Origin of the sequence: Desulfobulbus rhabdoformis (assembly GCF_016919065.1) — a bacterium.
GTDB lineage: Bacteria > Desulfobacterota > Desulfobulbia > Desulfobulbales > Desulfobulbaceae > Desulfobulbus > Desulfobulbus rhabdoformis.
Map to the genome: position 1 here is coordinate 94,793 of NZ_JAFFQA010000009.1, position 25,069 is coordinate 119,861.

Sequence of the window (25,069 nt, forward strand, 5' to 3'; positions counted from 1 at the left end):
AGTTTTTCGGAGAAACACGCATGAACTTAGTCCCCATGGTAGTTGAGCAGAGTCCGCGTGGTGAACGGGCTTTTGATATTTATTCCCGTTTGCTCAAGGAACGCATCATTTTTCTCGGCACGCAGGTCAACGATGATGTGGCCAGCCTGATTGTCGCTCAGATGCTGTTTCTTGAGGCTGATGACCCGGACAAAGACATCACCTTTTATATTAACTCACCAGGTGGTTCTGTTACCTCTGGCATGGCGATCTATGATACCATGCAGTACATTCGCTGCGATGTGGCGACCCTCTGTATGGGTCAGGCAGCATCCATGGGTGCATTGCTTCTGGCCGCAGGGGCTGCAGGTAAACGTTTTGCCCTGCCCAACTCGCGTATCATGATTCATCAGCCGCTCGGTGGATTTCAGGGACAGGCCACGGATATTGACATCCATGCCAAAGAGATTTTGCGCACCCGTAACGATCTCAACACTATCCTTGCAAAACATACCGGCAAATCAATCAAGAAAATTCAAACCGATACCGAACGTGATAACTTCATGGGTGCGGTTGAAGCCTGTGAGTATGGTCTAGTCGATAAAGTTTTGTCCAGCCGTGAGGAACTCGGCGGGGAGAAGTAAGAGTGAGCAACGATTTCCAAGACGAGCACAACATTGCCTGCGTTTGTTCCTTTTGTGGCAAAGGCCAGGAAGAAGTCGGCAAACTGATTGCCGGTCCCAATGTCTACATCTGCGATGAATGCATTGGCTTGTGCAACGAAATCATGGCTGAATCCACCGACGAGGAAATTCCTCAGGCTGAATTCAGCCAGCAGGTCCTCAAGCCCAAAGAAATCAATGCCTACCTGGACCAGTATGTCATCGGTCAGGAGCAGGCCAAACGGGTTCTTTCGGTAGCGGTCCACAATCATTACAAACGCATTAACGCCCCGGTAAATGCTGGTGAGGCCGAAGATGAAGTTGAACTGCAAAAGTCCAACATTATCCTCATTGGCCCCACTGGATCAGGCAAGACCCTGGTTGCCCAGACGCTGGCTAAACTGCTCAATGTGCCCTTTACCATCGCCGATGCCACCACCTTGACCGAGGCAGGCTATGTGGGTGAGGATGTTGAAAATATTCTGGTCAGCCTGCTGCAAGCGGCTGACTATGACATCGAACGGGCCCAACGGGGAATTATCTATATCGACGAGATCGACAAAATCGCCCGTAAATCCGATTCAGCCTCACTGACGCGTGACGTTTCCGGTGAAGGCGTACAACAGGCACTCCTGAAAATCATTGAGGGAACCATGGCCTCGGTGCCCCCCAAGGGAGGACGCAAACATCCGCAGCAGGAACTGGTGCGAATTGACACCAGCAACATCCTCTTTATTGTGGGCGGAGCCTTTGTCGGCCTGGATGGGGTGATTAAACGACGAACCGGAACCAAGGCCATTGGCTTTGGCGCGAAAGTCGTGAGCCAGAAGGATCAAACGACCGGGGAGCTCCTTGCCTCCATCCAACCAGAAGATCTCCTCAAATTCGGACTGATTCCGGAGTTGGTTGGACGTCTGCCCGTCATTGCCACCATGAGAGAGCTTGAAGAAGAGGATCTCATCCGCATCCTTAAAGAACCGAAAAATGCGCTGAGCAAACAGTATCAGAAGCTCTTTGAGTACGAGGGAGTGACCTTGCGCTTTACGGAAGGGGCCTATAAGGCGATTGCCCAAAAATCCCTGGAGCGCAAATCCGGTGCACGTGGCCTGCGTTCGGTTATGGAAGAATGCATGCTTGAGGTCATGTATGAGTTACCCTCCGATGAAGGCGCCACCGAGTGTGTTATCAATGAGCAGGTAATCACCGAGGGTGAATATCCGGTCATCCTCTACGATAATACTGAAACCAAAAAAATTGCCTGAGAAAGCTATGAGCGAACTGACCGCTGAAACCTATCCGTTGATGCCCCTGCGGGACATCGTCTTGTTCCCGGGTATGGTTGCGCCACTGGTTGTTGGCCGGAAAAAATCGATCCAGGCGCTTGAGGCGGCCATGGAAAATCGTTCCAATATTTTCCTGGTTACGCAAAAGGATGCACGGATTGATGATCCTGAGCAGGATGGCCTCTATACGCTTGGCACCCTGGCATCGGTCATGCAATTGCTACGGCTTCCCGATGGGACAATCAAAGCACTGGTCGAAGGGAAGAAAAGAGCGATCATCGTCGGGGCCTTCGAGGGCGGCGAAACCGAAGAAAGTTATTATTCGGTTCGCCTGGTCGAAGCACCAGATGAAAATGTAGACCAGGCTGAGGTTCCTGCCTACCTGCGTGAAATGCGCAAGGCTTTTGATCTCTACTCCCAGGCAAATAAAAAGCTGCCCCGGGAAGTCCATAAATCGATCACCTCCCTTGAAGAACCGGCGAAAATGGTCGACCTGATCACTTCGCACATTCAGCTTCGCACCGAAGAGAAGCAGGAAATTCTTGAAATTGTTTCTTTGCCCCAACGCATCTCCAAGGTCCTTGAAATTTTGTACCGGGAAATGGAACTCTCCGAAATGGAGCGGGACATTCATTCCAAGGTCAAGAAAAAGATGGGGGTTACACAGCGCAACTACTATCTCTCCGAAAAGATGCGTGTCATTCAGGACGAGATGGGCCAAAACGAAGGCGGCGATGATTTAAGCGAACTCGAGGAAGGGATCAATAAAAAGCGTCTGCCCAAGCTGGTTAAAGAAAAAGTCCAGAAAGAGTTTAAAAAGCTGCGGCAAATGCCCCCCATGTCGGCCGAGACCACGGTGGTTCGCAACTATATCGATGCCATCCTCAGCCTGCCATGGAAGAAGAAATCACGCTCCAAAATCAACATTGACAAGGCTGAGGCTGTGCTCAATGAAGACCACTTTGGCCTTGAAAAGCCCAAGGAACGTATCCTCGAGTACCTGGCTGTTCAGGCGCAGGTCAAAAAAATCCGTGGCCCGATCCTCTGTCTTGTAGGTCCCCCTGGTGTGGGAAAGACCTCGGTCTGCAAATCTATTGCCCGTGCCATGGGCCGCGAATTTGTTCGCCTCTCCCTTGGTGGCGTTCGGGACGAAGCTGAGATCCGAGGTCATCGACGTACCTATATCGGAGCCATGCCTGGAAAAATCATCCATTCCATGCAAAAAGCCGGAGTAATCAACCCGGTTTTCTGCCTGGATGAAGTCGATAAGATGTCTGTTGATTTCCGCGGTGATCCATCGGCTGCTCTCTTGGAGGTTCTTGATCCGGAACAAAACTATGCCTTCAATGACCATTATCTGGATGTGGATTACGATCTCTCCGAGGTCTTTTTCATCACGACTGCCAATAACCTGCACGGTATCCCTGGGCCACTTCAGGACCGTATGGAAATTATTCAGTTGACCGGCTATACCGAAGAAGAAAAGCTGCGTATCGGTCAGGATTTTCTCCTGCCCAAGCAACTGGAGGCCAATGGTTTCAAAGAGGGCGACATCTCCTTAAACGATAAATCGGTCTTGGAAATCGTTCGCCGCTACACCCGAGAGGCCGGTGTCCGTGGACTGGAGCGGACCATTGCCAGTATCTGCCGTAAGGTCGCCCGCGACCGGTTAAAAAATCAGGAACCGAAGAAGAAATACCGTATTTCTCCCCAGTCGATCGAGCGCTATCTTGGTGTTGCCAAATACCGCTATGGCCTGGCCGAAGCACGTGATGAAATCGGACTTTCTACTGGAATGGCCTGGACGGAGGTCGGAGGCGAGTTGCTCCAGATTGAGGCCACGATCATGCCAGGGAATGGAAAACTGACCATTACCGGAAAGCTTGGCGATGTCATGCAGGAATCTGCGCAGGCAGCGATGACCTATGTGCGTTCAAGGGCAATCAGGCTAGGCTTGGAACCAGATTTTTATCAAAAAATCGACATCCATATTCACGTGCCGGAAGGTGCAATACCCAAGGATGGTCCCTCTGCGGGCATAACCATAGCGACTTCAATCGTTTCGGCAATCCTCAAGCTGCCCGTCAATCGCCACCTGGCAATGACCGGTGAAATCACCCTGCGGGGTCGTGTATTGCCCATCGGTGGGCTGACCGAAAAGCTTTTGGCAGCCAAGAGAGGCAACATAACCCATGTTTTGATTCCAAAGGAAAACGAACGAAACCTCAAAGATGTTCCTGCAAAAATACGCAATAGCCTCTCCATCGACCTGGTCGATGATGTGGATGACGTACTCCAGCGAGCACTTGTATTAAAGGAAGAGGAACCTCTTTTTAAAGACGTCCCCATGGACTCGGTTTATAAAGATTTCACCCTTTCCTCGCATAATACACCAGCTCACTGAGTTGCCTTGCAACAGCGCCAGAGGTTTGCTCAAACGAAGCATGGAAACCCTGGAAATTCTTCATCGAGCACACACTTTTTTAATTGACGTAGTTGCTGGTCCCTGATATATACACCCGCACACTTTGGGGCGAATAGCTCAGCTGGGAGAGCATCGGCCTTACAAGCCGAGGGTCACAGGTTCGAGCCCTGTTTCGCCCACCATACATACTGGGGTCGTAGTTCAGTTGGTTAGAATGCCGGCCTGTCACGCCGGAGGTCGCGAGTTCGAGTCTCGTCGGCCCCGCCAGTATATAGAGGGTAGTTGGAGAAATCCAGCTACCCTTTTCTCCCTCAAGGCGGGAGGAAAAATGGTTTGCCTCTTCATAACTCACTGAGGATACAGAAAGTTTCAGCAAACCATAACAAAAAATAGATTGACAAAGCGAGCGGATTCAAGTATAATTTTCGCATTTGCTGGGGCGAATAGCTCAGCTGGGAGAGCATCGGCCTTACAAGCCGAGGGTCACAGGTTCGAGCCCTGTTTCGCCCACCATACCATACTGGGGTCGTAGTTCAGTTGGTTAGAATGCCGGCCTGTCACGCCGGAGGTCGCGAGTTCGAGTCTCGTCGGCCCCGCCAGTATATAGAGGGTAGTTGGAGAAATCCAGCTACCCTTTTTTTATTCCTGAATAAAGGATACGTTGTTCAACGTTTTTCCGCCGTCACGGATTCAAGTTATTTTTTTTTAGCAAGGCAACACATTTTAATTGTTGAAGATTTTAAAAAGGTGTACAAGTCACAGCAGAGGATCGCTCAACACGGGCTCACCTCACCAAACAACCCCTTTGCTGTGCTTGGTTCCCCCCAATTCGGCAAAGGGGTTTTCTTTTGCTTTTATTTTGTTATGGAAACATTTGTCTGGAAAAAATCATATCTGACCGGCATTGCCCAAATTGACCGGGAACACCACCACATGCTCGAACTGATCAATGTTATGTATTCTGCCCTGAGAAAAGGGGCGAGTCCTCATGAGGTCATTGAGCACTGTCATGAACTGGTAGCCTTTACTGAATTCCATTTTCAAAACGAAGAAAAATACATGGCCTCGATTCACTATCAGTCCATGGCCGACCATCATGCAGAGCATCGACGGCTCATGATGAAAGCCCACGCCTTTCTCCATGGGCTTGAATCAAATTTCCCCAAACAAAACACCGGAATATTTCATATTTTGCGTGAAATTTTTGTTGATCATATTCAAAATGAGGACAGAGTGCTGGGGCGGGCCTACCGTGAAGCTGTTATTCATCGGGTAGCCGCCTAAGGTTTTCTCCGGCACATATTCCTCTTCTTTGTTTTTCCTTCTCACCAAAGATATTTCCCGTGTCGAGGCGTATCTAGGGGCCGACCAAAACTGAAGGGAATCTTGAATAATTGCTTTTTCTGCCAATCCCCCGGAGTCTGGCGCTTACCTCGTCACGCTTAAAATTTTATCCTCGGAGGTAAGCGAAGACTCCAGGTAAGCGTAGACTCCGGGTAAGCCCCGCCCCCAAATAGACCGTTTCTGGATGGGCACGAATCTACGTCTGCGACCTCCCTAGCCGCACTCTTTGCCCTCCGCAATCACTTACCTTGAGCAAGCACCTTTTCTTCTTCGGTATTCTTTCCCCTTCCCCTCTGCTTAACTTTCCCCGGCTCTCGCGCATACCAAAGCAAACCAAGAGAGCAACCGACAATACCTGTTATTTCCCAGGGACTTAAATTCTCCTTGAGCACGATCCAGGCCAGTACGGCAGTAGTCACCGGAACAAAGGACATGAACAAGGCAACGGGAATAGTGCCAAGATGACGAATGGCATAGGCCACACACATAAGCGCAATAACATTGACGATCCCCCCTTGATAAACCGCCTGAACTGCCATATCGTGGTACTTAGCTTCTGCTATTCCCGAGGGAAAAACAAACCATAAAGGTGTAAATATCAGGACATTAACCACAGGAACAATCACTAACACATCCTGCCAGTTAATTTTCCAGAGTCGGATGCCAGTCATGTGAAAGGTGTAACAGAGAGCGGCAGTCAAAAGCAGGAACATTCCTGTAAGCTGGCTCCCTGAGACTGAAAAATTTCCTGTCATAACAAGGTTGGATAAAAAAATCAGACCAATGGCTCCGTAGCGGTGAAGTGCTATTTTCTGGTGGAAGACAAGCCAGGCCATCACAGCTCCCATGACCGGGAGCATACCATTGACAAGAACACCGGCATGGGCTGCGTTAATGACCTTTAACCCATAAAAGGAAAGCATGGTGTAGGGAAACCCCACCCCAAGTCCAATCACAAGATACTGGAACAGGCTGTAGCGACGCCAGGGGTAACGAAACACCGCCGGAGCAACTAGTATAAACGCTGTCCAGTAACGAAGCATCGTGATATCAGATGGTTGCAACTGAGTATGCACACCGAAACGAGAAAGAGTAATCCAGCCGGACCAGATAAAGACCACGGCAATACCAGCAATATAAGGTTTCAACGTATTCATGGGCTGTGGATTACTCTGAATCACCTGTACTGACAAGCTCTTCTCCTCGTGGTGAACAGATTTTGTTTTTCCGATGAGGATAAGTTTATGCTGCTGGCTCTCCTTTGAGTTGACCGCCCAGCGGCACCCACATGGGAGGAAACCATGACTCGAGCACTTAACGTATCTCATCGCTCTCTTGAGCAGTTAGTTTTTGACAACCGTTTTACCCGAGAACTGCCAGCCGATGCACAGACCACCAATACCAGGCGCCAGGTTGAAAAGGCATGCTACTCAAGGGTTCAGCCTACTCCTGTGCAGGCACCAGAACTCGTTGCCTACTCGAAAGAGGCGGCCGCCTTACTCGATCTTCAACCAAAAGATGTTGCGAGACCAGCCTTCTCTCAAATCTTCTCCGGAAATACTCTGCTTCCTGGCATGGATTCCCATGCCATGTGTTACGGCGGGCATCAATTTGGGAACTGGGCAGGCCAACTCGGTGATGGACGCGCTATCAACCTTGGCGAGGTGGTGAATCAGCAGGGGGAACATTGGATGCTGCAACTGAAAGGCGCTGGCCCCACCCCCTATTCCCGCGGCGCAGACGGCCTGGCGGTTCTGCGGTCTTCCCTGCGTGAATTTCTCTGCTCTGAGGCCATGTATCATCTTGGAGTGCCGACTACACGCGCGCTCAGCCTAATACTCAGCGGCGAATCGGTCATGCGGGATATGTTCTATGACGGGCACCCCGCCCTGGAGCCAGGTGCGGTGGTCTGTCGCCTTGCGCCCTCTTTTCTCCGTTTCGGCAATTTTGAAATTTTAGCCGCTCGAGGCGATCTCACGACACTGAAACAGCTTGTCGAAGTCACCATCAATCATCATTTCCCCCAGTTTGCTCCAGCGACTCCAGAGCATATTCTTGCCTGGTTTGAGCATGTCTGCCGCCTCACGGCTCAGCTGATGGTCGAGTGGCTGCGAGTGGGCTTTGTTCATGGGGTTATGAACACCGACAACATGTCAATCCTGGGACTCACTATTGACTATGGCCCCTATGGATGGCTTGAGGATTACGATCCCACCTGGACTCCCAACACCACCGACGCCATGGGCAGGAGGTACTGCTTCGGCAGACAGGCACAGATCGCACACTGGAACCTTGCCAGACTTGCCGATGCCATTCATCCGCTGATTGCCCAGAGCGCTCCGCTCGAAGAGATCCTTCGTTCGTATCCTCATCTCTTCACCCAGTCCTGGCAGGAAATGATGGCCAACAAACTGGGATTACAGGTGTTTATTCCCGCAACTGATCAGCGCCTGGTGGAAGACCTCCTGGCGCTCCTTCCCCAGATCGAAACGGATATGACGCATTTTTTTAGAAAACTTGCGGAGGTCCCCCTTGTTGTCGATCGTGATCAGGATCGTCTGGCACCTCTTATGGACGCTTTTTATCAACCCAAACAACTTGACGAAAATATTCGTGAAAAATTTAGCCAGTGGCTTGCCCGTTACGCAAATCGCCTCTGTGAGCAGCCTGAAGCCGGGCGAGGACGCAAGGAGCGCATGAACCTGGTGAATCCCAAATTTGTTTTACGCAATTATCTTGCCCAACTCGCAATTGATAAAGTGGGAGAAGGTGATTTTTCTCTTGTAAATAAACTGCTTGAGGTGTTACGCCATCCCTATGAGGAACAACCGGATATGGAGGAGTTTGCCCGTAAACGTCCGGAATGGGCCAGGTATAGACCGGGCTGTTCGATGCTCTCGTGTAGTTCTTAAAAGCATCCATCGACAAAAAACAAATTAATTCCTGCACCCGACTCCGTTTCAGGAGCGTGGTTGGGCGAAGAGGAACAGAGCATGGTACAAGAAGCAAAAAACTGGCAGGCTGTATTCTTTGATTTCGACGGGGTGATCGCAGATTCGACCGCAGTCAAAATCGAAGCCTTTCGCACCCTGTTCACCTCCTTCGGACCTGAGGTTCAGGAGGCCGTGGTCAACTATCATCTCGAAAACGGCGGCATGCCCCGACACGACAAAATACGCCACTGCTATGCCCAGTTTGTAGGCCGCCCACTTGAAGAGACTCTCATTGCACTCGAGTGTGAGAAATTTGCTGATATGGTGCGCGATGCCGTTATCGCAGCCCCCTTGATTCCGGGGGCTGCGGAAACCTTACAGTTGCTCAAAGCACAAACCATCCCCTGCTTTGTTGTCTCAGGTACTCCTCATGATGAGATGAACGCAATTGTTCAGGCCAAAGGTCTTCACGAATATTTTGTTGAAGTGCATGGTTCTCCACGTAAAAAGCCAATGGTGGTGGCCGATATTCTACAGAGGTATACCTTTTCCCCAACTTCCTGTCTTTTTGTTGGCGATGCCATGGCAGATTACCAGGCAGCCCGGGAGAATGGTTTAGACTTTCTTGGCATTGTTCCTCCTGGGAAGGAGTCTCTTTTCCCTGCCCACACCGTCATTGCCCAGAGGGTCCAGCTCCCATCCCCACTCTGACGAGAAATCCTGGCGAAGAGCCAGGCATCTCTGAGCAAGCCACTCCCGCAACGAGGTTCACCTTGACACTCTGGGTTAGTTTTTCTATACACAGAGATTAAGCTTTGCGGCAGAGGCCCTTGCCCCATTCTCTTCGTTGCGCCAATTTTTTATTCTGGAGAGCCTGTTCTGCCGATTGTTTTTTTGCTGGGGTGGCTTGAATGATCCATTCAGTTCTCCCTGCTTTACTATGACCGCCAGAGGCCAGACATGACCCAATTTGCCGGAAAAACTGCTGACAATCTGCAAAAAATCAGGGAAAGCAAACCCTTGATTCACAACATCACCAACTTTGTTGTCATGAACTATACAGCCAATGCATTATTGGCTGCCGGTGCTTCACCGGTCATGGCCCATGCAGACAGTGAGGTTGAGGAGATGGTGGACCTGGCCAGTGGTCTAGTGCTCAATATCGGCACCTTGACGGACAGCTGGGTCAACACCATGATAAAAGCCGGTCGCCGGGCCGTGGAGCTTGATAAGCCCATCATTCTTGATCCGGTGGGTGCCGGTGCCACCCAGTTACGGACCAACGCGGTTAGGGCAATTTTAGCCCAGACCTGGGTGAGTATTATTCGTGGCAATGCCTCTGAAATTCTCGCACTCCGGGGGCTGAATTTTGGCTCAAAAGGGGTGGATAGCGTCAACAGTATTGAGGAGACTACAGGAGTCGCCATTGAGCTCGCCCGCGAACTTGGGACCACCCTGGCCATTACAGGCAAAAGCGACCTGGTCACGGATGGCCTAAGGAGTTTTCGTGTCCATGGAGGGCATGCGCTCATGCCCTATGTTACCGGGACCGGCTGTTCAGCCTCTGCACTTCTTGGTGCCTTTCATGCTGTGGACAAAGATCCGGTCTCTGCAGCAGCAACCGGTCTCGCCTTTTTTGCTATTGCCGGAGAAACAGCAGGCCGGGAGGCAAAAGGACCAGGCAGTTTTATGATCCACCTGCTCGATGCCCTCTACAATCTCAGTCCGGCAGAGGTAGAGTCCCGTTGCCGTATTGAAAAAATCTAATTCTCCATGATCGATCTCTCCCTCTACCTGGTGACCGACCGGCGACTATCCTCTGGTCGCGATACTGTGAATGTGGTGGCGGCTGCCTTGCGCGGTGGGGTGAGTTGCGTACAACTTCGCGAAAAGCAGGCCAATACAAGGGAATTCATGGAAGAGGCACGGGCCGTAAAGACCCTGCTCGACAGCTTGGAACAGCCCGTCACCCTGATTATCAATGATCGTTTGGATGTTGCCATGGCCGTCCAGGCAGACGGGGTACACCTGGGGCAAAACGACATGCATATCACCGACGCACGCAGGCTTGTGGGTGATACCATGATTATAGGTATATCCGCAGAATGCATAGAGGATGCCCTTGCGGCCGAACGAGCTGGTGCAGACTATTTGGGTATAAGCCCGGTATACACGACACCGACCAAAACCGACACAGCAGCGCCTCTCGGACTTTCAGGACTTCGTCAAATCAGGCAGGCAGTCTCCTTACCCCTGGTGGGAATTGGTGGCATCAACAACGAGAATGCGCTTGATGTTCTAGGCGCTGGTGCCGACGGGGTCGCTGTGGTCTCCGCCATTGTCAGCGCCCCCTGCCCGCGCAGTGCGGCCGCCTCGCTGGCCCGGGAAATCAAACGGTTTAAAGCAGAACACCCCAAAGGAATGCATCCTGCCCCCTGCGAGTACTAAGCGCGACCCACACAACCATCCCCGTACAAAGGAACCCATGAACGCCGAGAAAGTCTACAACAGAGTTCTGACCATCGCCGGATCGGACAGCGGCGGTGGCGCCGGTATCCAGGCTGACTTAAAAACAATCAGCGCCAACGGTTGCTACGCCATGAGTGTCATCACAGCACTCACCGCTCAAAACACCGTGGGCGTCAGCGGGATTCATGCCGTTCCTGTAGATTTTGTTGCCGCCCAGATGGAGGCCGTGCTCTCGGACATAGGCGTCGACGCAGTCAAGATTGGGATGCTTTTTTCCCCTGAACTTATTGAAACCGTTGCCAGTCAGCTCAAAAATTATGGTGTTCGCGCCATTATACTCGATCCGGTCATGGTGGCCCAAAGCGGGGATAAACTGCTCCAGGACGAGGCTATTGAAGCCCTGAAACAACATCTGATCCCTCTCGCTGAGCTGATTACGCCCAACCTGCCTGAAGCCGCCGTGCTGTTGGGGCAGGAAGAATTTTCCAGCGCCAAGGCAATCGAAGAGGCCACCATGGAACTGATTTCCCTGGGCTGCCGCAATGTACTGATTAAAGGAGGCCACCTCGAAGGAGGCGCCAGTGATGACTGCCTTTATCTTGGAGCTGAAAAACGGCTTGTCATCCTTCCTGGTGAACGAATTCCGACCCGAAACAACCATGGAACAGGGTGCACCTTAAGTGCAGCCATTGCCTCCTTTGTAGCCCGCGGTGAATCCATAGAAGAGGCTATCCGCAGTGCAAAAGAGTACATTGCAGGTGCTATCCGTGCCGGAGCCGAGTACACCATCGGCCAGGGACACGGCCCGGTCCACCATTTTTACCGCTTCTTCTGAGCAGAAGGAGAAAGAGTTTGTTCCAACAGGCTCCGGAAATCTCACTGGAGCGGATTAGTCTTGCGTTCGCTGGCAAACCTCTTTTTCACGAACTGAATCTGCGCCTGGCAGGCGGTCAGACCACCTGCATCCTGGGGCCCAGCGGCTGCGGCAAATCAACGCTTTTAAAACTGATCGCGGGTGTCTCGCCACTGCACTTTAGCGGCGACATCACCTTTTCCTCTGGCCTGGAACAGCATCCGGTTGCCTGGATGGGACAGAATGATCTCTTGCTTCCCTGGTTGAGTCTGCTTGACAACGTACTCTTAGGCCCGAGGTTGCGCCGTGAACGTACACCAGAGCAAGACGAAAAGGCGCGTGAACTCATCCAACAGGCGGGGCTCTCCGGCTACGAATCGGCATTACCTGGCACTCTCTCCGGCGGAATGCGCCAACGGGCCGCCCTGCTGCGTACGCTTATGGAAGGACGACAGATCCTGCTCATGGACGAGCCATTTTCCGCTCTGGACGCGCTGACCCGGGTTCGCCTACAAAATCTCTCAGCCGAGTTAACCCGGGGAGCAACGGTGATCTTGGTGACCCATGACCCCATGGAGGCCTTGCGTCTTGGCCACCGTATCATCGTCCTTGCCGGTACCCCCATTGCGGTCGTGGAAGAGCTCATACCCGACACACCGCCGCCGCGTGAGGCGGGGACAACTCTGCTCAATACCCACTACGCCCATCTCCTCTCCCTCTTAATGCAGGGAGCACCCCAATGAACCATCTGCGTGGGGTGATCCTTTGCTGCGGGTTGCTTGTATGCTGGCAGGTGCTGGTGCTCATCACCGGTGTTCCGCCCTATATACTCCCAGGTCCTCTCCCTGTTGCCTGGGCACTGGTTTCCCATTTTTCCATCCTGGCTGGTCACCTGGGAACAACCTTTGCAGAGATTCTCCTGGGATTGAGCCTGGGAACCCTTTTGGGGACCTCCACAGCGCTTTCCATGATCATCTCTCCGTTGCTGAAGCGTTGGATGTTACCCATTCTTGTGATATCTCAAGCCATTCCCGTCTTTGCCCTGGCACCTGTACTGGTGCTCTGGTTTGGCTACGGCATGGCCTCCAAGGTGGCCATGGCTGTACTGATTATCTATTTTCCGGTCACGGCCTCATTTTACGGTGGGATGCAGCGCACAGAACCAGAACTGCTTGAACTCGCCAGGATCATGGGAGCGGGCAGACTTGAGATACTGCGAACGATTGTCATCCCCTCAGCCCTGCCCGGCTTTGCCTCCGGTCTGCGGGTAGCCACCGCAGTTGCGCCCATTGGTGCCGTGGTGGGAGAATGGGTCGGCTCTAGTGCTGGCCTGGGTTATTACATGCTGCACGCCAACGCCCGCATGCAGATCGACAGTATGTTCGCAGCCCTCGCGCTTTTGGCGGCGGTATCGCTCCTTCTCTATTTCTGTATTGATCGACTGTTGGATAAACTTATTTACTGGCAACCCAATCAAGGAACATCATTATGAAAAAATCTGTCTTTCTGCTGTCCCTGTTTTGCGTATCCCTGTTGCAGACCATGCCAGCTCTGGCCGGTGAAAAGATGACCGTCCTTCTGGACTGGTTCGTCAACCCTGATCATGCGCCGCTCTTTGTTGCCAAAGAGATGGGCTACTTTGAAAACAAAGGGCTTGATGTGGAGCTGATCGCTCCCTCAAACCCCAATGATCCACCAAAACTGGTTGCCGCAGGCAAAGCAGATATTGCTGTCTCCTATCAGCATCAGCACCAGATGCAGGTCGATCAGGGATTGCCCCTGGTTCGCATCGCAACCCTGGTCGCCACTCCGCTCAACTCCCTGGTGGTCCTCGATAACGGCAAAATCAACTCCATCAAGGACCTGAAAGGTAAAACCATCGGTTACTCTGTGGGTGGATTTGAGACAGCACTTCTTAATGCCATGCTGGCAACGGAAGGACTCAGCCTTGATGATGTCAAGCTGGTCAATGTTAACTTTTCCCTCTCCCCTTCCCTGTTCACCGGTCAGGCAGATGCGGTCATTGGCGCCTTTCGCAACTTTGAGCTGAACCAGATGGACATTGAAAAACGTCCAGGCAAGGCCTTTCTGGTCGAAGAGTATGGCGTACCGGCGTACGATGAACTCATCCTGGTAGCCAACAAAAAACAATTGGGCGATGCCAAACTACGCAAATTTGTCGATGCTCTTGAAGAAGGGGTACAATATCTGGTCAATCATCCCGATAAAAGCTGGAAACTCTTTGTCAGTCATGGTCGAGAGTCGCTTGATGATGAACTCAACCGGCGAGCTTGGAAAGACACCCTCCCCCGATTTGCTCTGCGCCCCGGCGCCCTGGATCAAAAGCGTTATCGCCGCTTTGCCGATTTTCTTCAAAAACAGAAGATCGTCACCAAGGTTCCCCAACTTGAGGAGTGGGCTGTAGAGCTAGATTAGTTCCCGTCCAGAAATGGCTTTTTCGGAGTCGAGGTTTATTACCCGACCTCGAACAAAAATCCTCATTTCTGACCGGACCTTAGACTAAATATCCGTTGTTTTCGCCTCGCTTTATTCGTTTTTTCCTGGACCTCTGACGAGCTGACTTTTATACTGCCAACTGGCATAGAGTATCGCAGTCGGGATCCGGTTACAGAGAGTTTGACACTCCATGCATAATTGTTCATGCAAAGTACAGGGAGGAGCAACGACGGTATCTAGATGTGCGTCAAGTTACTGCATAACCTCATGTCCACATTCTTCTTCAGCAATCAAGAACTGCCCTCTCCTTGGGTACAATCCCCGACCGGAAGCCCATTCACCCAAAAAAACAACTGAAAAGGAGTTTTTTGTGCACCATCGAAACCTTCTCTCCACTGTTCGCGCCTGTCTTCTCATTGCCCCTCTGGTCCTTGGCCTGAGCTGTACCCTGGAGGCAAAAAGTATCGGCAAAGATCAGGTCAACATACGTTCAAATCCCAGTACAAAAAGTAAAATTCTCTTCAGCGCGCCCCTGGGATATCCCATCTCCATTGAAAAAGAATCCAAGGACTGGGTCTTTTTCACAGATTGGCAAAACAACAAAGGCTGGGTATACAAACCCTTGGTCTCAAAAATTAATACTGTGGTCATTCTGGTAGAAAAGGCTAACGTGCGTAGTCAACCAACCGTCAAATCGAAGGCTCTAGCCATTGCTGAGATGGGTGAAATTTACAAAATTTTGAGCAAGAGCGGCAACTGGGTCAAGCTGGGGTATTACCACGGCGGCTCTGAGGTCGGCTGGATTCGCGACGATTTGGTCTTTGGTGAGTAATATTTTTTAAGCACCGCAGGGAAAGCCGGTCTCAGACGACTACGCTCTCTTTTTCATACATCATTTGCTGAAATGACGGTGGGATAGCCTCGTCTTGTTGGATGACTGCTCCCTCTGTTGCAACGATACAGACAACAAAGGACCTGGCCGCCATCGGCACAGGTCCTTTGTTGTCTACTTTCAGGGCACCCTTCAGTTTAAGCCCTAGCCTTTTACAGCCACTCACGCCCCTTTTTGCTCAAACTTCTGCTTACCGAAATCCTGCATCGCCACCACAGAACGACGAATATTTTCTCGCATCTCTTTCCAACTCACATAATCTCGCGATACCTGTAAGGCACCGTAGAGCAGCAAGGCGTTCTCAAGGCCAATGGTCTCGTCAATTGGCTCTGCGGGAAAACGAGCATCTATTGCGGCTGGATTTGCCTCCTGTTGGTAGAAAGCAAGGCGACCAAAATAGCTTGCCATCTCTCCAAGGAGCTCCCAAAATCCCTCACGCCAGGCACCAATCCCTCCTGCTTGAACCAGCTGATAGAGACAATCCCCCACCGGCTCGACAGGAAAGTCTACCTGGGAGAATTGATACTTTCCATCTTGTGGAGGTTCGTCACCATTAACCTCATGCCAACTGATCAGGGCATGGGCACGGGTAGCGATTTTCATTGCCTGGAAGCGGGACCAGAGCAAAAATTCATAGTAGTAGTCGGCTATGGCCTGATCCGCCTCCATGCGATAGATGTTGCCATACTCCCGGTTAAACTGGTCTAGATTACCCAAATGCACGATCTGGCTGACCACAGAATAGATGTAGGAGAGATCAACGATCGCCTCCTTGTTCACCAAAATTTTGTGCATGCCATCAGCACTGGTATTGAAGGCCAGGCGGGCCGAACCATCCTCCAGGCCGAGTCGGGCGAAATAGGCATCGAGCTGCTCACATTCATCGATGTAGTTCTCTGTCTTGACGAGCAGAACCTTTGCCAACAACGGTTTGAGTTCAACCTCTTTTGTCCCGATAAACTCAAGTGCCCGGTTGATGCGTTTGCTCTCAGCACTTGAGAAATTAAACATCTCCATGTATTCCCCCCACAAGCAAAAGGGCAGCTAAAAGCTGCCCCTGTAAAAACGCGGTGCTCTGTGCACCATGGATCAAATTTATTGCGCCTTTTTTTCCGCCTCTTTGGCGGCCATCACTTCGGCTTCGTTTTCCAGCACCTCGCCAAGTAACCTGGCTGTTTCTCCCACAACCTTGAGGCAGTGCTGACGCCGACTCTCTGCATTCCCGTAAAAATTCTTCACCTCATCGCGGTTCATCCAATCGACACGGGCAATCTCGCCGCAGTTGATCCCACCATATTCATCGGTGAGGTCTTTGAATGACTTCATCACCTTTTTTGTGGCAGCCCACATACGGGGATTTTCCTTTTCTTCAAGACTGGAGCGACTGTACAAGGTACCTATGACACTGGCAGCCCCAACTAGCGCACCGCAGACATGACCTGTTCCACCGATGCCCCCACCAAAGGAACCCAGAGCTTTGATGACGGAAGGATCCTGCACTCCCAGTTTTTCCTGACCAATCATGGCCAATACCTGACTGCAATGCAAACGTTTTAAAAACAGATCTTGTGCCTTCTCCTGCATCTCATCGGGCCGCATGATTCCTCCATACATTGAATTTGATCAACAAGTAGTGTAAGAACACTGCCAATGTACCTTAAATAAGGAGAAACCGCACCGCGTTTGTATGACAAAAAACCTTTGAAATCCTTCTTTCTTCTCACCTCTAACCGCTAACTCTTCTATCAAAAAAACTACCACAGTGTCTCCCTCGTCTTCTCCTGTTATTGTTTTTGACTTTGAAACCACCGGCCAGGCTCCCAAATACGGTGATCGCCCCATAGAGGTTGGGGCGGTAAAAATCGAACAGGGATACATTGTCGACAGATTTCAATCGTTGATGAATCCTGGTTTTACCATTACCGGCTTCATTGAATCGCTGACGGGCATCAGCAATGAGCTTCTGATTGAAGCGCCCTCCTGCGAAGAGGTAATCGCTCAATTTGCCGACTGGATTGGAGAGTTGCCTCTGGTGGCGCACAATGTGGGTTTTGACCGAAGTTTTCTTGATGCAGAACTGGCTGGACTTGGCCGCGAACGGAACAATCCCCTGGCCTGTACCGTGCTCACCTCCAGACGTATTTTCCCCTCCTCACCCAACCACAAACTTGCCACACTCGTTGAATTTCTTGGCATTGCCAATACAGGAGTCTTTCACCGGGCGCTCAATGATGCAGAGATGACAGGGCACCTCTGGATTGCCATGACCGAGCTGATCAGGGACCGTTATGGACTTAATGAAGTCCCTTTCTATCTGATGCAGAATTTGATGAAGGTGGCTAGGGCAAAGGTGGACCGCTATCTGAAAAATTTTGCAGAGCGGCAGCAAAATCAATCACTTTTGGATATCTGAGGGGCGAGAGAAAACAGAGAGGTCTGTTCCCTATCGTTCAGCAAGGAAACTGGCCACCTCGGCATAGACATCAGTGCTGGTGATAAGCTTCATACACTGGAGGTGCTTTTTGGGGCAGCGGGGTTTGTTGCAGGGACTACAAGGTACCGGTTTATGCAGGACCACGGCATTTTCTGAATAAGGACCGCTGCACTGCGGATCCGTGGCACCGAACAAGGCGACCAGAGGAACCTGTAGGGCCGTTGCCGCATGCATCAGGCCAGAGTCGCTGGTGACCAGAACGTCGCATTCACCAAGCAGAGCGATGGTCTCTATCAGGCGGGCCGTCCCCGCCATATTCAGCATTTTGGGAGCGGCTGCTCCCGATTGGGCGATGATCTCGCTGCAGTTGGCCCGCTCCGCTTTGGAGCCAAAGAGGATGATTCGCGCCTGGGGATCACGACAGATTAACTGGGCAAGCTCGGCGTAGCGCTCTACGGGCCAGCGTTTTGAAGGTGCGTAGGTAGCTCCGGGGATAAATCCAACCAGCGGCTGCTCTCCCACCTTGATATCGGCCAGCGAGCTGACCCGCGCCTTCATGGCATCGATCTGATCACCAAAAAGATAGAGCTCAAGGTCATAACTCCCTGAACGCAAGCCAAAACTGAGCATAAGGCGCATATACATATCCACCTTATGTTTCTTCACCACCGCCAGAGTCTCATGTACCCCGTGGCTCAACAGAGAACCGCGTCCTGCAGCAATGGCCCCTGCTCTGATTGGAATACCTGCCAGCCGGGAAACCAAAGCTGGCATAAAACGGGGAGTAAGCAGGACCACCGCATCGAAATTGTACTGTCGCAGGTCCCGCACAAGCTGAAAAAAGCCACGGACACCGCTATGCTCACCATCTTTTTCATAAATAAGAAGACGATCGATGCGTGGGCTGAATTGAAAGATATCATGCACCCGCGGTGTTCCCAGAAGTGTAATTTCCGCATCAGGGTAATTCTCACGCAGGGTCCGCACTGCTGGGGTGGACATCACGGATTCACCGATACGATCAGCGGACCAGATCAGAATTTTTTCAAGTGATTTGGGCAGCGGTTTCATGGCGTACTTAAGAAGCTTTGGCAATCAGACCAGTCAAACGTTCGACGGCAAAGGTGATACAGGGATCCTGGGACAGGGCAATTTCGTAGTTGGCAATGGCCTCATGTGTCTTCCCCAGACGCTCCAGATTGAGGGCGAGGTTGGCAAAATCAATGGCCGATGCAGGGTTCAGCTCAACAGCCCGTGTAAAACAGTGGACAGCCTCCTGAAACTGATCCAGCTTGAAATGGCAGACGCCCATAGTGTTGTAAATATCGGGTCGTTCTTCATCTCTCTCCAGCCCCTTGGCAAGAACCTCGACAGCCTCCTGGTACCGCTCCAAGTCCCGTAAGCAACAACCGCTATACGAAAAGAGGTAGGGAAGATCCTCATCATTAGGGGCAAGCTGCAACGCCTCCTCAAAACACTCCAGAGCGGCCTCGGCAAGACCGTGCTCATAGAGATGACGACCACGGTAAAACGGCAAGGCGTAGGCACCGGGGACCAATGCCTGCATGGCTGCAAGTTTTTCATCAAGCTCCTCACCCGCAAGCAGTTCGGCAGCGAGTTTGGCAGCAAAAAGCGGTGCATTCCCCCCTATGGCCCGTTCTCGGAAATGGGCACCGGGGATAATGGTGTAGACTGCCGGTATCTGCAGCTGAGGATGTGTGGTATCCAGCACAAAGACCTCCAGACCGATTTTTTCCAGGGCGCGAACACAGTTCTGCACTTCCTGGTAAATATCTGCGTCGTGAAGATCAGCGACCTGGGAGAGCCCGATGGAACTTGACGGCTCAACCACATGGGCAACCTCACTTAAGCTAAGTGGTTTGGGCAGACCACTGGCAACATAGTTGGCATTGGAATTAAAATCCCCGGCGAGCTGGGCTACCTCGGTCAGGGCACGGATCAGCGCCTTGTTGGCATCGGGCGTGGTCCCGGCGGTGTAGACGATCTCACTTGAGTCAGGAAAGGTACTCGGATCCCAGGCCAGAGCCCCGATTGTAGGGATGCCGGTATCCAAGGAAAAATCATTGAGATACACCTCGATGCCGTTACTTCGAAACTTTTCGACCAGTTGGGCAGCCACCGGATCAGTTATTGACTGAAGATCAATCTGGGGCGTCTGTATTTTTTCACGAGTGATCAGAGCGCAGACATGCCGCTCCACCACCTCACTGATTCCCTGCATCACCGCCTCTTCATAGGTATTGCCGGCAGAAGGGCCATTAAATTCGTTAATGGCATAGAACCAGGAAAAAGGAACAAGCACCTCACTGTTATCGCGTAGTTTACGCGCCCAGGTCCATTGCAGGGGCAGACCGGTCAACAGCTGGCGTAGGGTCTCGGGCGCAAGAGTCGTGTCATGCACCGAGGCGAGCAGCGTTTCCATAGGCAGCACAGGGTACCCTGCAGCCTCCATGGTCGCATAGTCACCTCGTATAAAGTTCTCCTCATCCGAGAGAAAGCTGAAAAAGCTAAACCGCTCGCCAAGTTCCATACAGGCACTGGCACGGGACTGCTCAGGGGTAGACCCTTTGCCCATCTGTTTTTTATTCCCGATGATTCTGCGGGCATCTTCTCCACATACACTGAAATAAACCGGAATATCCAGACGTCCGTTATCAATACGGCGAATCTCTTTGAGCACATCGAGATTAGTTGTTTTCAACCGTTCTTGAAAACGGGCAACGGTCTCTTCCGGACTGCAGGCCTTATCCTGGTCAAGGGTGTATTGTTTGCTACAGGGCTGCAAGCTTATCAGTCGCTTTTCCATAAATCTCTTTCAGGGTCGTGCACGCGGGCATTGGTTTATCGTTTCAATACATACAGGGGACAAATGTTATTTATGCAACAATGTGAACTCCGGCTGTGTTGGCTAGCTGTTGTGCTATGTTCACCATTCGCTCGCCCCACTCTTTTCCCCGGGCGGCAAGATGAATATGGCGCAGCTCCGCATCGATTGGTTCCAAAACAAGCTCCAACCGATTCTGTGGGGTTAAATCCCCAAGCCGCTCAGGCCATTCAATAATGCTGACGCCGTCGTATTCAAGGTACTCCGCAAGGCCAGAGGCTTCAATATCATCCTCATCAGCCAGGCGATAGAGATCCATGTGGGCGATGGGCAAACGCCCCTCGTACTCGTGGAGAAGTGCAAATGAGGGACTGGAGACATACTGATCGTCCCCTACCGCAAGACCACGCGCCAAGGCCTGGGTCAGAGTTGTCTTTCCTGCCCCCAAAGGACCATAGAGCAGAAGGACATCCCCCGGCTTCAGTTCCCTGGTCAAAACTTCGGCAAAGGGAGATAAGGACTCAGGACCTTGGCAGGCAAGGGTGCATCCGTTCTGCGACGATGAAGGGTTTTCCTCGGTCACGATTGTCTACAGAGCAAAAGGAATGGAGAAATACGACAAAAGGGTGTCTTGAATAATTAGATTTTTCAATCAAGGTCAAGGCATGCAAAAAATTTTACCGCAGGCATATACATGATATTCCGAGGATAAAATTTTTCGCATAACGCAGAGATTGGCAGAAAAAGCAATTATTCAAGATTCCCGAAAGAGATTACCTACCACAGCTGGCAAGATTTATGAAGCCTGAATCCCCTAAAGGCGATGGCTATTTGTGATATTTATGGCCAGCCTTGATAGTCCAGGCACGATAGAGCTGCTCAAGTAAGATAAGGCGGGTCATCTCGTGCGTAAAGGTAAGCCTGGACAGGGAGATGGTCTGCTGGGCATGATCAACAACCGATTGATGCAGGCCTAGAAAACCACCGATACAAAAACAGATCTGCGATGCCCCCTGATCCTCCCATTTGTTGAGAAGATTGGCCAGATCCAGGGAGTCAAGCTCTTTGCCGCGGGGATCAAGAGCGATACAGATATGAGCCCCCTGGGCCTGCTCCAGAAGCAGTCCGGCCTCAGTGAGCTTGATAACATCATCAGGATCATTTTTCTTGTGCTTTTCACGAAGAACAGGCAGTTCCACCTGAGCAAAGCGACCGAGCCGCCCGGAATAATCCCGTATACCGGCATCAAGATAGGATTCCTTGGTTTTCCCAAGAAAGGGGATGAGAAACTTCATCGGGAAAACTTATCCACATCCCCCCGGTCGATCAGAGCTCGAAAAACGCGGCAAAATTCTTCGTAGCTGATCTCTTTGTTAAAACCAGGACACGACTCGGTGATTGTGGTGTAGTTGTTTTCGTCGGCGAGCATACTGGGATGCAGCGGCCATTGCCGACAGCGCCAGGGACGACCTTCGTGCACCGTACACCCGGTGTTCTTATCATAAAAGATACAGTGCCCGTCACGAATCTGCATCTGCACTACAGAGCCGGTGATGCGCCAATATTTTTGCTCGACCTCCTCACGACTCAATCCGAGGGCTTGGACCATACGCTCCTGGTCGTGCTCATCCAACGAGACGGTGGTTTCTCCATGGCAACAAAATCCACAGAGGCTACAGGTAAATATATCGGTAATGGTGGGAGAGGAATCAGAACTCATAGCAGGTCATGTCTTGGTTGGGCCCAATAAGGCGGGGAAAAGTTTGGCTCGAGTTTCGGCAAAATCAAACTGAGGCATGTCAAATGCACAAAAAAAAGCGCCGGTCCTTTTGCAACAAAGGCCGACGTCAAATGTTCATTCAACGTAACCGATCATGGGGGTAAGCCCCAAAAATGCCGGTTATCACCGAACCTGTAAGCGATTGCGGGGTGCCGGAGATGCAAGGCATCGACCTGTGCAGCGTACCCCTGTACGTAAACAGGCCGATAACACCGCAGATTCGGTGCCCCGTGATCGCTTACCATTCAACCAAAAGGGCCTCAGGCGTAGCCGATGATATCACCAAAGATTGAAATATCAACCCCGAATTTCAGCGCAGCCAAGCGCCATTTCTGTTCGACCGGGGTATGAAAAAGGACTTCCGCGTCGGCGGGTACCGTAAGCCAGCTGTTATCCACCAGCTCGCTTTCCAGTTGCCCGGAGCCCCATCCCGCGTAACCAAGCATGAAGAGGTATTCTTTGGGCCCTCGTCCCAGGGATATATCTTCAAGCAGACGGGTATCACGGCTGAGATGAATTCCAGGTTGCACTTCCACCGAGTAACGATCCTCCACGTCAGTGGAATAGAGGATAAACCCGGCATCTACCTCCACCGGGCCGCCCATGTAGACCGGCTCAATGGGGCCGTCAGGAATAGGCAGGCTGGAGCCATGAAAAACGTCAAGCAGGGTAATTTCCGGGTTAGGATTATTAATCACCAACCCCATAGCCCCCTCCTCGTTATGCGCACAGATATAGATCACCTGTTCCTGAAACCGTGGATCAGGCATCTGAGGTGTGGATATGAGAAAATTACCGGCCAGACTTTCCATTATGGTCCTCGTTGAACTCTTCGTTTCAACTCTATGCTACCACCTGAGTTCAAACAGGGTCAAGGAGTGTTTCCCCGAATCCCGGAGAAGTGAGGCTAGCACACAGGTTCTCTAGAGCAGGCGCAGGAGTTGGGGTATTTTTCCGTTCACAAGGGGTAGAGCAAGCTTGCTGGAAGCTTAAGTTTTGGGTAACTTATAATCTGAACAAAATTTTCAAGCAACTACTGGGTAGCTTAAATAATTAGATTTTTCCATCACGTCCGACAGCCCATCGCGTGTCTGGCGAAAAAACAGCTACCTTGTTCCCCACCAGCCCTACTTAGCAATAGAGGACGACTATGAGCGAACAATCCCCTCTCAACTGCCAATCCACCAAAATGAAAAATGCTATCACCTGGATGGCGGAAAACCTGCAGAACAATCCTGAAAAACCTCGGCATACGATTGTCCAGGATGCAGAACTCCGATTTGATCTGACCCCGCTGGAATGTGAGTTTTTAAATAAGCACTTTGCCAAGGCGACGGCTTAGAGGGCGCTTTTTCAAAAAGATTTGGAGGAGGTTAAAGCTCATACACTACGTCGGCTAATCAAGGACCATACTGGATTCGTGAGCAGGCACTCTTTGCTCGTTGTCACGGATCCGGAAAAAAAACATTGCCCTGCCAAGATCCCCTGTTCACTTTTTGAACAACTTCCTCCTCTAGTAAAAGGGAGATCTCAGACTCCATTCTTTTTCCTGCCCAGGACACATTTCTATCCTGCACTCATTCAGCCCTAAGTGCATAGGCGAAAGTCCTTCCAGCACAAGAGTTCAACAAGTATTCACTGATTCGAAGCCCCATTTTTTGCTCCCTTCTTTTGCCTCATGGCCTCTATTTTGCGTTAGCAGACTCAGTATTCTGTTTTGTGCCAACCAGACGTAAAAGCTCCTCCTGTTTCCACGGTTAAACCAGGGGGAAGTATCTGGAAGTTGGCACAACCCGCTGATCGATTACGCTAAAGCGAAACTCAAGCTGCCTGGAATTGTGCATTTTTCTCCAATTTCCAAGAGGGTACGCCAACGCTTTTGAATAATCGAGACAACCTTACTCAACATAACAGAGGGGTGTATGACATGAAGCTTCAAGATCGTGTAGCATTAGTAACTGGTGGAGGTCGCGGTATTGGCAGGGGAATAGCCTTGGAGCTTGCCAAAGAAGGATGCTCCGTCGCAGTGGCTGATATGAACCTGAACGATGCCCAATCCGTTGCAGCTGAGATTCAGGCGCTTGGCCGAACATCCCTGGCAATTCAAGTCAATGTCACCGACTGGGACGATGTACAAAAGATGGTTCAAACCACGGTTGAGACATTGGGAAAACTTGATATTATTTGCAACAATGCAGGTGTTATCAGTATTAAATCCGTTGAGGAACTGACACCGGAAGACTGGGATTTCGTGCTTGATGTCAATGCCAAGGGTGTTTTCATGTGCTGTAAGGCTGCCATACCAGAACTGAAGAAAAACGGCTGGGGGCGCATCATCAACACAGCCTCAATTGCCGGAAAAGAAGGATTTCCTCAACTCTCCCATTATGCGGCATCCAAATTTGCTGTGGTTGGTTTTACGGTTTCTTTGGCCAAAGAGCTGCAGCGAGACAACATCACGGTGAATTCAATTTGCCCGGGAATTGTCCCCACCCAGATGTGGTATGGACCCAATGGCCTGGCTGACAAATGGAAACTTGAGGGCGAGACCATGGAGGAATCCTGGAAACGACACCAGGATATCCTCATTCCCCAGGGAGAAGGGCAAACACCGCAGGATATGGGCCAGTTGGCTGTATTCTTTGCAACTCAGGACCATATAACCGCCCAGAATATCAATGTGGATGGCGGATTCACCTGGCATTAAAAAACG

Annotated in this window: 25 protein-coding genes and 4 tRNA genes; 20 read left to right on the top strand and 9 right to left on the bottom strand. The window is 51.3% G+C overall.

Annotation, left to right across the window (positions count from 1 at the left end; translation table 11 throughout):
• Positions 1-20 precede the first annotated feature (20 nt).
• From clpP to JWJ90_RS06850, 8 genes are all read left to right on the top strand, one after another.
• Positions 21-623 carry an ATP-dependent Clp endopeptidase proteolytic subunit ClpP gene (gene clpP, locus JWJ90_RS06815; RefSeq protein ID WP_205226453.1) on the top strand — a complete coding sequence of 201 codons (603 nt, stop codon included), beginning with the start codon at positions 21-23 and terminating at the stop codon, positions 621-623.
• Between the two features lie 2 nt (positions 624-625).
• Positions 626-1,903 (top strand): ATP-dependent Clp protease ATP-binding subunit ClpX, encoded by a 1,278-nt coding sequence (gene clpX / locus JWJ90_RS06820; protein WP_205226454.1) that lies wholly within the window; start codon positions 626-628, stop codon positions 1,901-1,903.
• Between the two features lie 7 nt (positions 1,904-1,910).
• Positions 1,911-4,328 carry an endopeptidase La gene (gene lon / locus JWJ90_RS06825; protein ID WP_205226455.1) on the top strand — a complete coding sequence of 806 codons (2,418 nt, stop codon included), beginning with the start codon at positions 1,911-1,913 and terminating at the stop codon, positions 4,326-4,328.
• 127 nt (positions 4,329-4,455) lie between these two features.
• A tRNA-Val gene (locus tag JWJ90_RS06830) sits at positions 4,456-4,531 on the top strand.
• Between the two features lie 8 nt (positions 4,532-4,539).
• A tRNA-Asp gene (locus JWJ90_RS06835) sits at positions 4,540-4,616 on the top strand.
• A gap of 170 nt (positions 4,617-4,786) precedes the next feature.
• Positions 4,787-4,862 (top strand) — tRNA-Val (locus JWJ90_RS06840).
• 9 nt (positions 4,863-4,871) lie between these two features.
• Positions 4,872-4,948, top strand: a tRNA-Asp gene (locus tag JWJ90_RS06845).
• Between the two features lie 265 nt (positions 4,949-5,213).
• Positions 5,214-5,633 (top strand): bacteriohemerythrin, encoded by a 420-nt coding sequence (locus JWJ90_RS06850; RefSeq protein ID WP_205226456.1) that lies wholly within the window; start codon positions 5,214-5,216, stop codon positions 5,631-5,633.
• A gap of 299 nt (positions 5,634-5,932) precedes the next feature.
• On the opposite strand, the gene JWJ90_RS06855 is transcribed toward JWJ90_RS06850, so the two are convergent.
• Positions 5,933-6,886, bottom strand: a complete 954-nt coding sequence (locus tag JWJ90_RS06855; RefSeq protein ID WP_240194793.1) for a DMT family transporter — start codon at positions 6,884-6,886, stop codon at positions 5,933-5,935.
• 108 nt (positions 6,887-6,994) lie between these two features.
• On the opposite strand from JWJ90_RS06855, the gene JWJ90_RS06860 reads away from it, so the two are divergent.
• From JWJ90_RS06860 to JWJ90_RS23170, 9 genes are all read left to right on the top strand, one after another.
• Entirely contained in the window at positions 6,995-8,605 is a 1,611-nt protein-coding gene (locus tag JWJ90_RS06860; RefSeq protein WP_205226457.1) for a protein adenylyltransferase SelO, read from the top strand.
• 81 nt (positions 8,606-8,686) lie between these two features.
• Positions 8,687-9,337 carry an HAD family hydrolase gene (locus JWJ90_RS06865; protein ID WP_205226458.1) on the top strand — a complete coding sequence of 217 codons (651 nt, stop codon included), beginning with the start codon at positions 8,687-8,689 and terminating at the stop codon, positions 9,335-9,337.
• Positions 9,338-9,586: 249 nt separating this feature from the next.
• Positions 9,587-10,393 (top strand): hydroxyethylthiazole kinase, encoded by an 807-nt coding sequence (thiM, locus tag JWJ90_RS06870; protein WP_205226459.1) that lies wholly within the window; start codon positions 9,587-9,589, stop codon positions 10,391-10,393.
• A 6-nt stretch (positions 10,394-10,399) separates the two neighbouring features.
• A complete protein-coding gene (thiE, locus tag JWJ90_RS06875; protein ID WP_205226460.1) occupies positions 10,400-11,074 on the top strand; it encodes a thiamine phosphate synthase in 675 nt (224 codons plus the stop codon).
• 37 nt (positions 11,075-11,111) lie between these two features.
• On the top strand, positions 11,112-11,930 hold the full coding sequence (gene thiD, locus JWJ90_RS06880; RefSeq protein ID WP_205226461.1) for a bifunctional hydroxymethylpyrimidine kinase/phosphomethylpyrimidine kinase: 819 nt from the start codon (positions 11,112-11,114) through the stop codon (positions 11,928-11,930).
• 17 nt (positions 11,931-11,947) lie between these two features.
• The gene (locus tag JWJ90_RS06885; RefSeq protein ID WP_205226462.1) at positions 11,948-12,691 is read left to right on the top strand and encodes an ABC transporter ATP-binding protein; all 744 of its coding nucleotides are present in this window, start codon (positions 11,948-11,950) and stop codon (positions 12,689-12,691) included.
• Complete coding sequence (locus JWJ90_RS06890; protein WP_205226463.1) at positions 12,688-13,440, top strand: ABC transporter permease; 753 nt, start codon at positions 12,688-12,690, stop codon at positions 13,438-13,440. The genes JWJ90_RS06885 and JWJ90_RS06890 overlap by 4 nt, the downstream gene beginning before the upstream one ends.
• The gene (locus tag JWJ90_RS06895; protein WP_240194794.1) at positions 13,437-14,384 is read left to right on the top strand and encodes an ABC transporter substrate-binding protein; all 948 of its coding nucleotides are present in this window, start codon (positions 13,437-13,439) and stop codon (positions 14,382-14,384) included. Before JWJ90_RS06890 ends, JWJ90_RS06895 begins: the two co-directional genes overlap by 4 nt.
• Positions 14,385-14,775: 391 nt before the next feature.
• A complete protein-coding gene (locus JWJ90_RS23170; RefSeq protein ID WP_338032295.1) occupies positions 14,776-15,237 on the top strand; it encodes an SH3 domain-containing protein in 462 nt (153 codons plus the stop codon).
• Between the two features lie 222 nt (positions 15,238-15,459).
• Here JWJ90_RS23170 and JWJ90_RS06905 read toward each other — a convergent pair whose 3' ends face one another.
• Positions 15,460-16,314, bottom strand: coding sequence for a hypothetical protein (locus JWJ90_RS06905; RefSeq protein WP_205226465.1), 855 nt, complete (start codon positions 16,312-16,314; stop codon positions 15,460-15,462).
• A 78-nt stretch (positions 16,315-16,392) separates the two neighbouring features.
• Positions 16,393-16,896 (bottom strand): C-GCAxxG-C-C family protein, encoded by a 504-nt coding sequence (locus JWJ90_RS06910; protein WP_205226466.1) that lies wholly within the window; start codon positions 16,894-16,896, stop codon positions 16,393-16,395.
• A 163-nt stretch (positions 16,897-17,059) separates the two neighbouring features.
• Here JWJ90_RS06910 and JWJ90_RS06915 point away from each other — a divergent pair, with 163 nt between their 5' ends.
• A complete protein-coding gene (locus JWJ90_RS06915; RefSeq protein ID WP_205226467.1) occupies positions 17,060-17,710 on the top strand; it encodes an exonuclease domain-containing protein in 651 nt (216 codons plus the stop codon).
• 30 nt (positions 17,711-17,740) lie between these two features.
• Here JWJ90_RS06915 and waaF read toward each other — a convergent pair whose 3' ends face one another.
• The 6 genes from waaF to JWJ90_RS06945 all read right to left on the bottom strand — a co-directional run bounded on the left by waaF (position 17,741) and on the right by JWJ90_RS06945 (position 23,168).
• Entirely contained in the window at positions 17,741-18,802 is a 1,062-nt protein-coding gene (waaF, locus tag JWJ90_RS06920) for a lipopolysaccharide heptosyltransferase II (protein WP_205226468.1), read from the bottom strand.
• Positions 18,803-18,809: 7 nt separating this feature from the next.
• Positions 18,810-20,558, bottom strand: a complete 1,749-nt coding sequence (locus JWJ90_RS06925) for a YcaO-like family protein (RefSeq protein ID WP_205226469.1) — start codon at positions 20,556-20,558, stop codon at positions 18,810-18,812.
• Between the two features lie 70 nt (positions 20,559-20,628).
• Complete coding sequence (gene tsaE, locus JWJ90_RS06930; protein ID WP_205226470.1) at positions 20,629-21,159, bottom strand: tRNA (adenosine(37)-N6)-threonylcarbamoyltransferase complex ATPase subunit type 1 TsaE; 531 nt, start codon at positions 21,157-21,159, stop codon at positions 20,629-20,631.
• 244 nt (positions 21,160-21,403) lie between these two features.
• Positions 21,404-21,871 carry a 23S rRNA (pseudouridine(1915)-N(3))-methyltransferase RlmH gene (locus JWJ90_RS06935; RefSeq protein ID WP_205226471.1) on the bottom strand — a complete coding sequence of 156 codons (468 nt, stop codon included), beginning with the start codon at positions 21,869-21,871 and terminating at the stop codon, positions 21,404-21,406.
• A complete protein-coding gene (locus tag JWJ90_RS06940; protein ID WP_205226472.1) occupies positions 21,868-22,296 on the bottom strand; it encodes a YkgJ family cysteine cluster protein in 429 nt (142 codons plus the stop codon). The genes JWJ90_RS06935 and JWJ90_RS06940 overlap by 4 nt, the downstream gene beginning before the upstream one ends.
• Positions 22,297-22,616: 320 nt before the next feature.
• Complete coding sequence (locus JWJ90_RS06945) at positions 22,617-23,168, bottom strand: YqgE/AlgH family protein (RefSeq protein ID WP_205226473.1); 552 nt, start codon at positions 23,166-23,168, stop codon at positions 22,617-22,619.
• A gap of 338 nt (positions 23,169-23,506) precedes the next feature.
• Here JWJ90_RS06945 and JWJ90_RS06950 point away from each other — a divergent pair, with 338 nt between their 5' ends.
• On the top strand, positions 23,507-23,698 hold the full coding sequence (locus JWJ90_RS06950; protein WP_205226474.1) for a hypothetical protein: 192 nt from the start codon (positions 23,507-23,509) through the stop codon (positions 23,696-23,698).
• Positions 23,699-24,283: 585 nt separating this feature from the next.
• Positions 24,284-25,063 (top strand): SDR family NAD(P)-dependent oxidoreductase, encoded by a 780-nt coding sequence (locus JWJ90_RS06955; RefSeq protein ID WP_205226475.1) that lies wholly within the window; start codon positions 24,284-24,286, stop codon positions 25,061-25,063.
• Positions 25,064-25,069 lie beyond the last annotated feature (6 nt).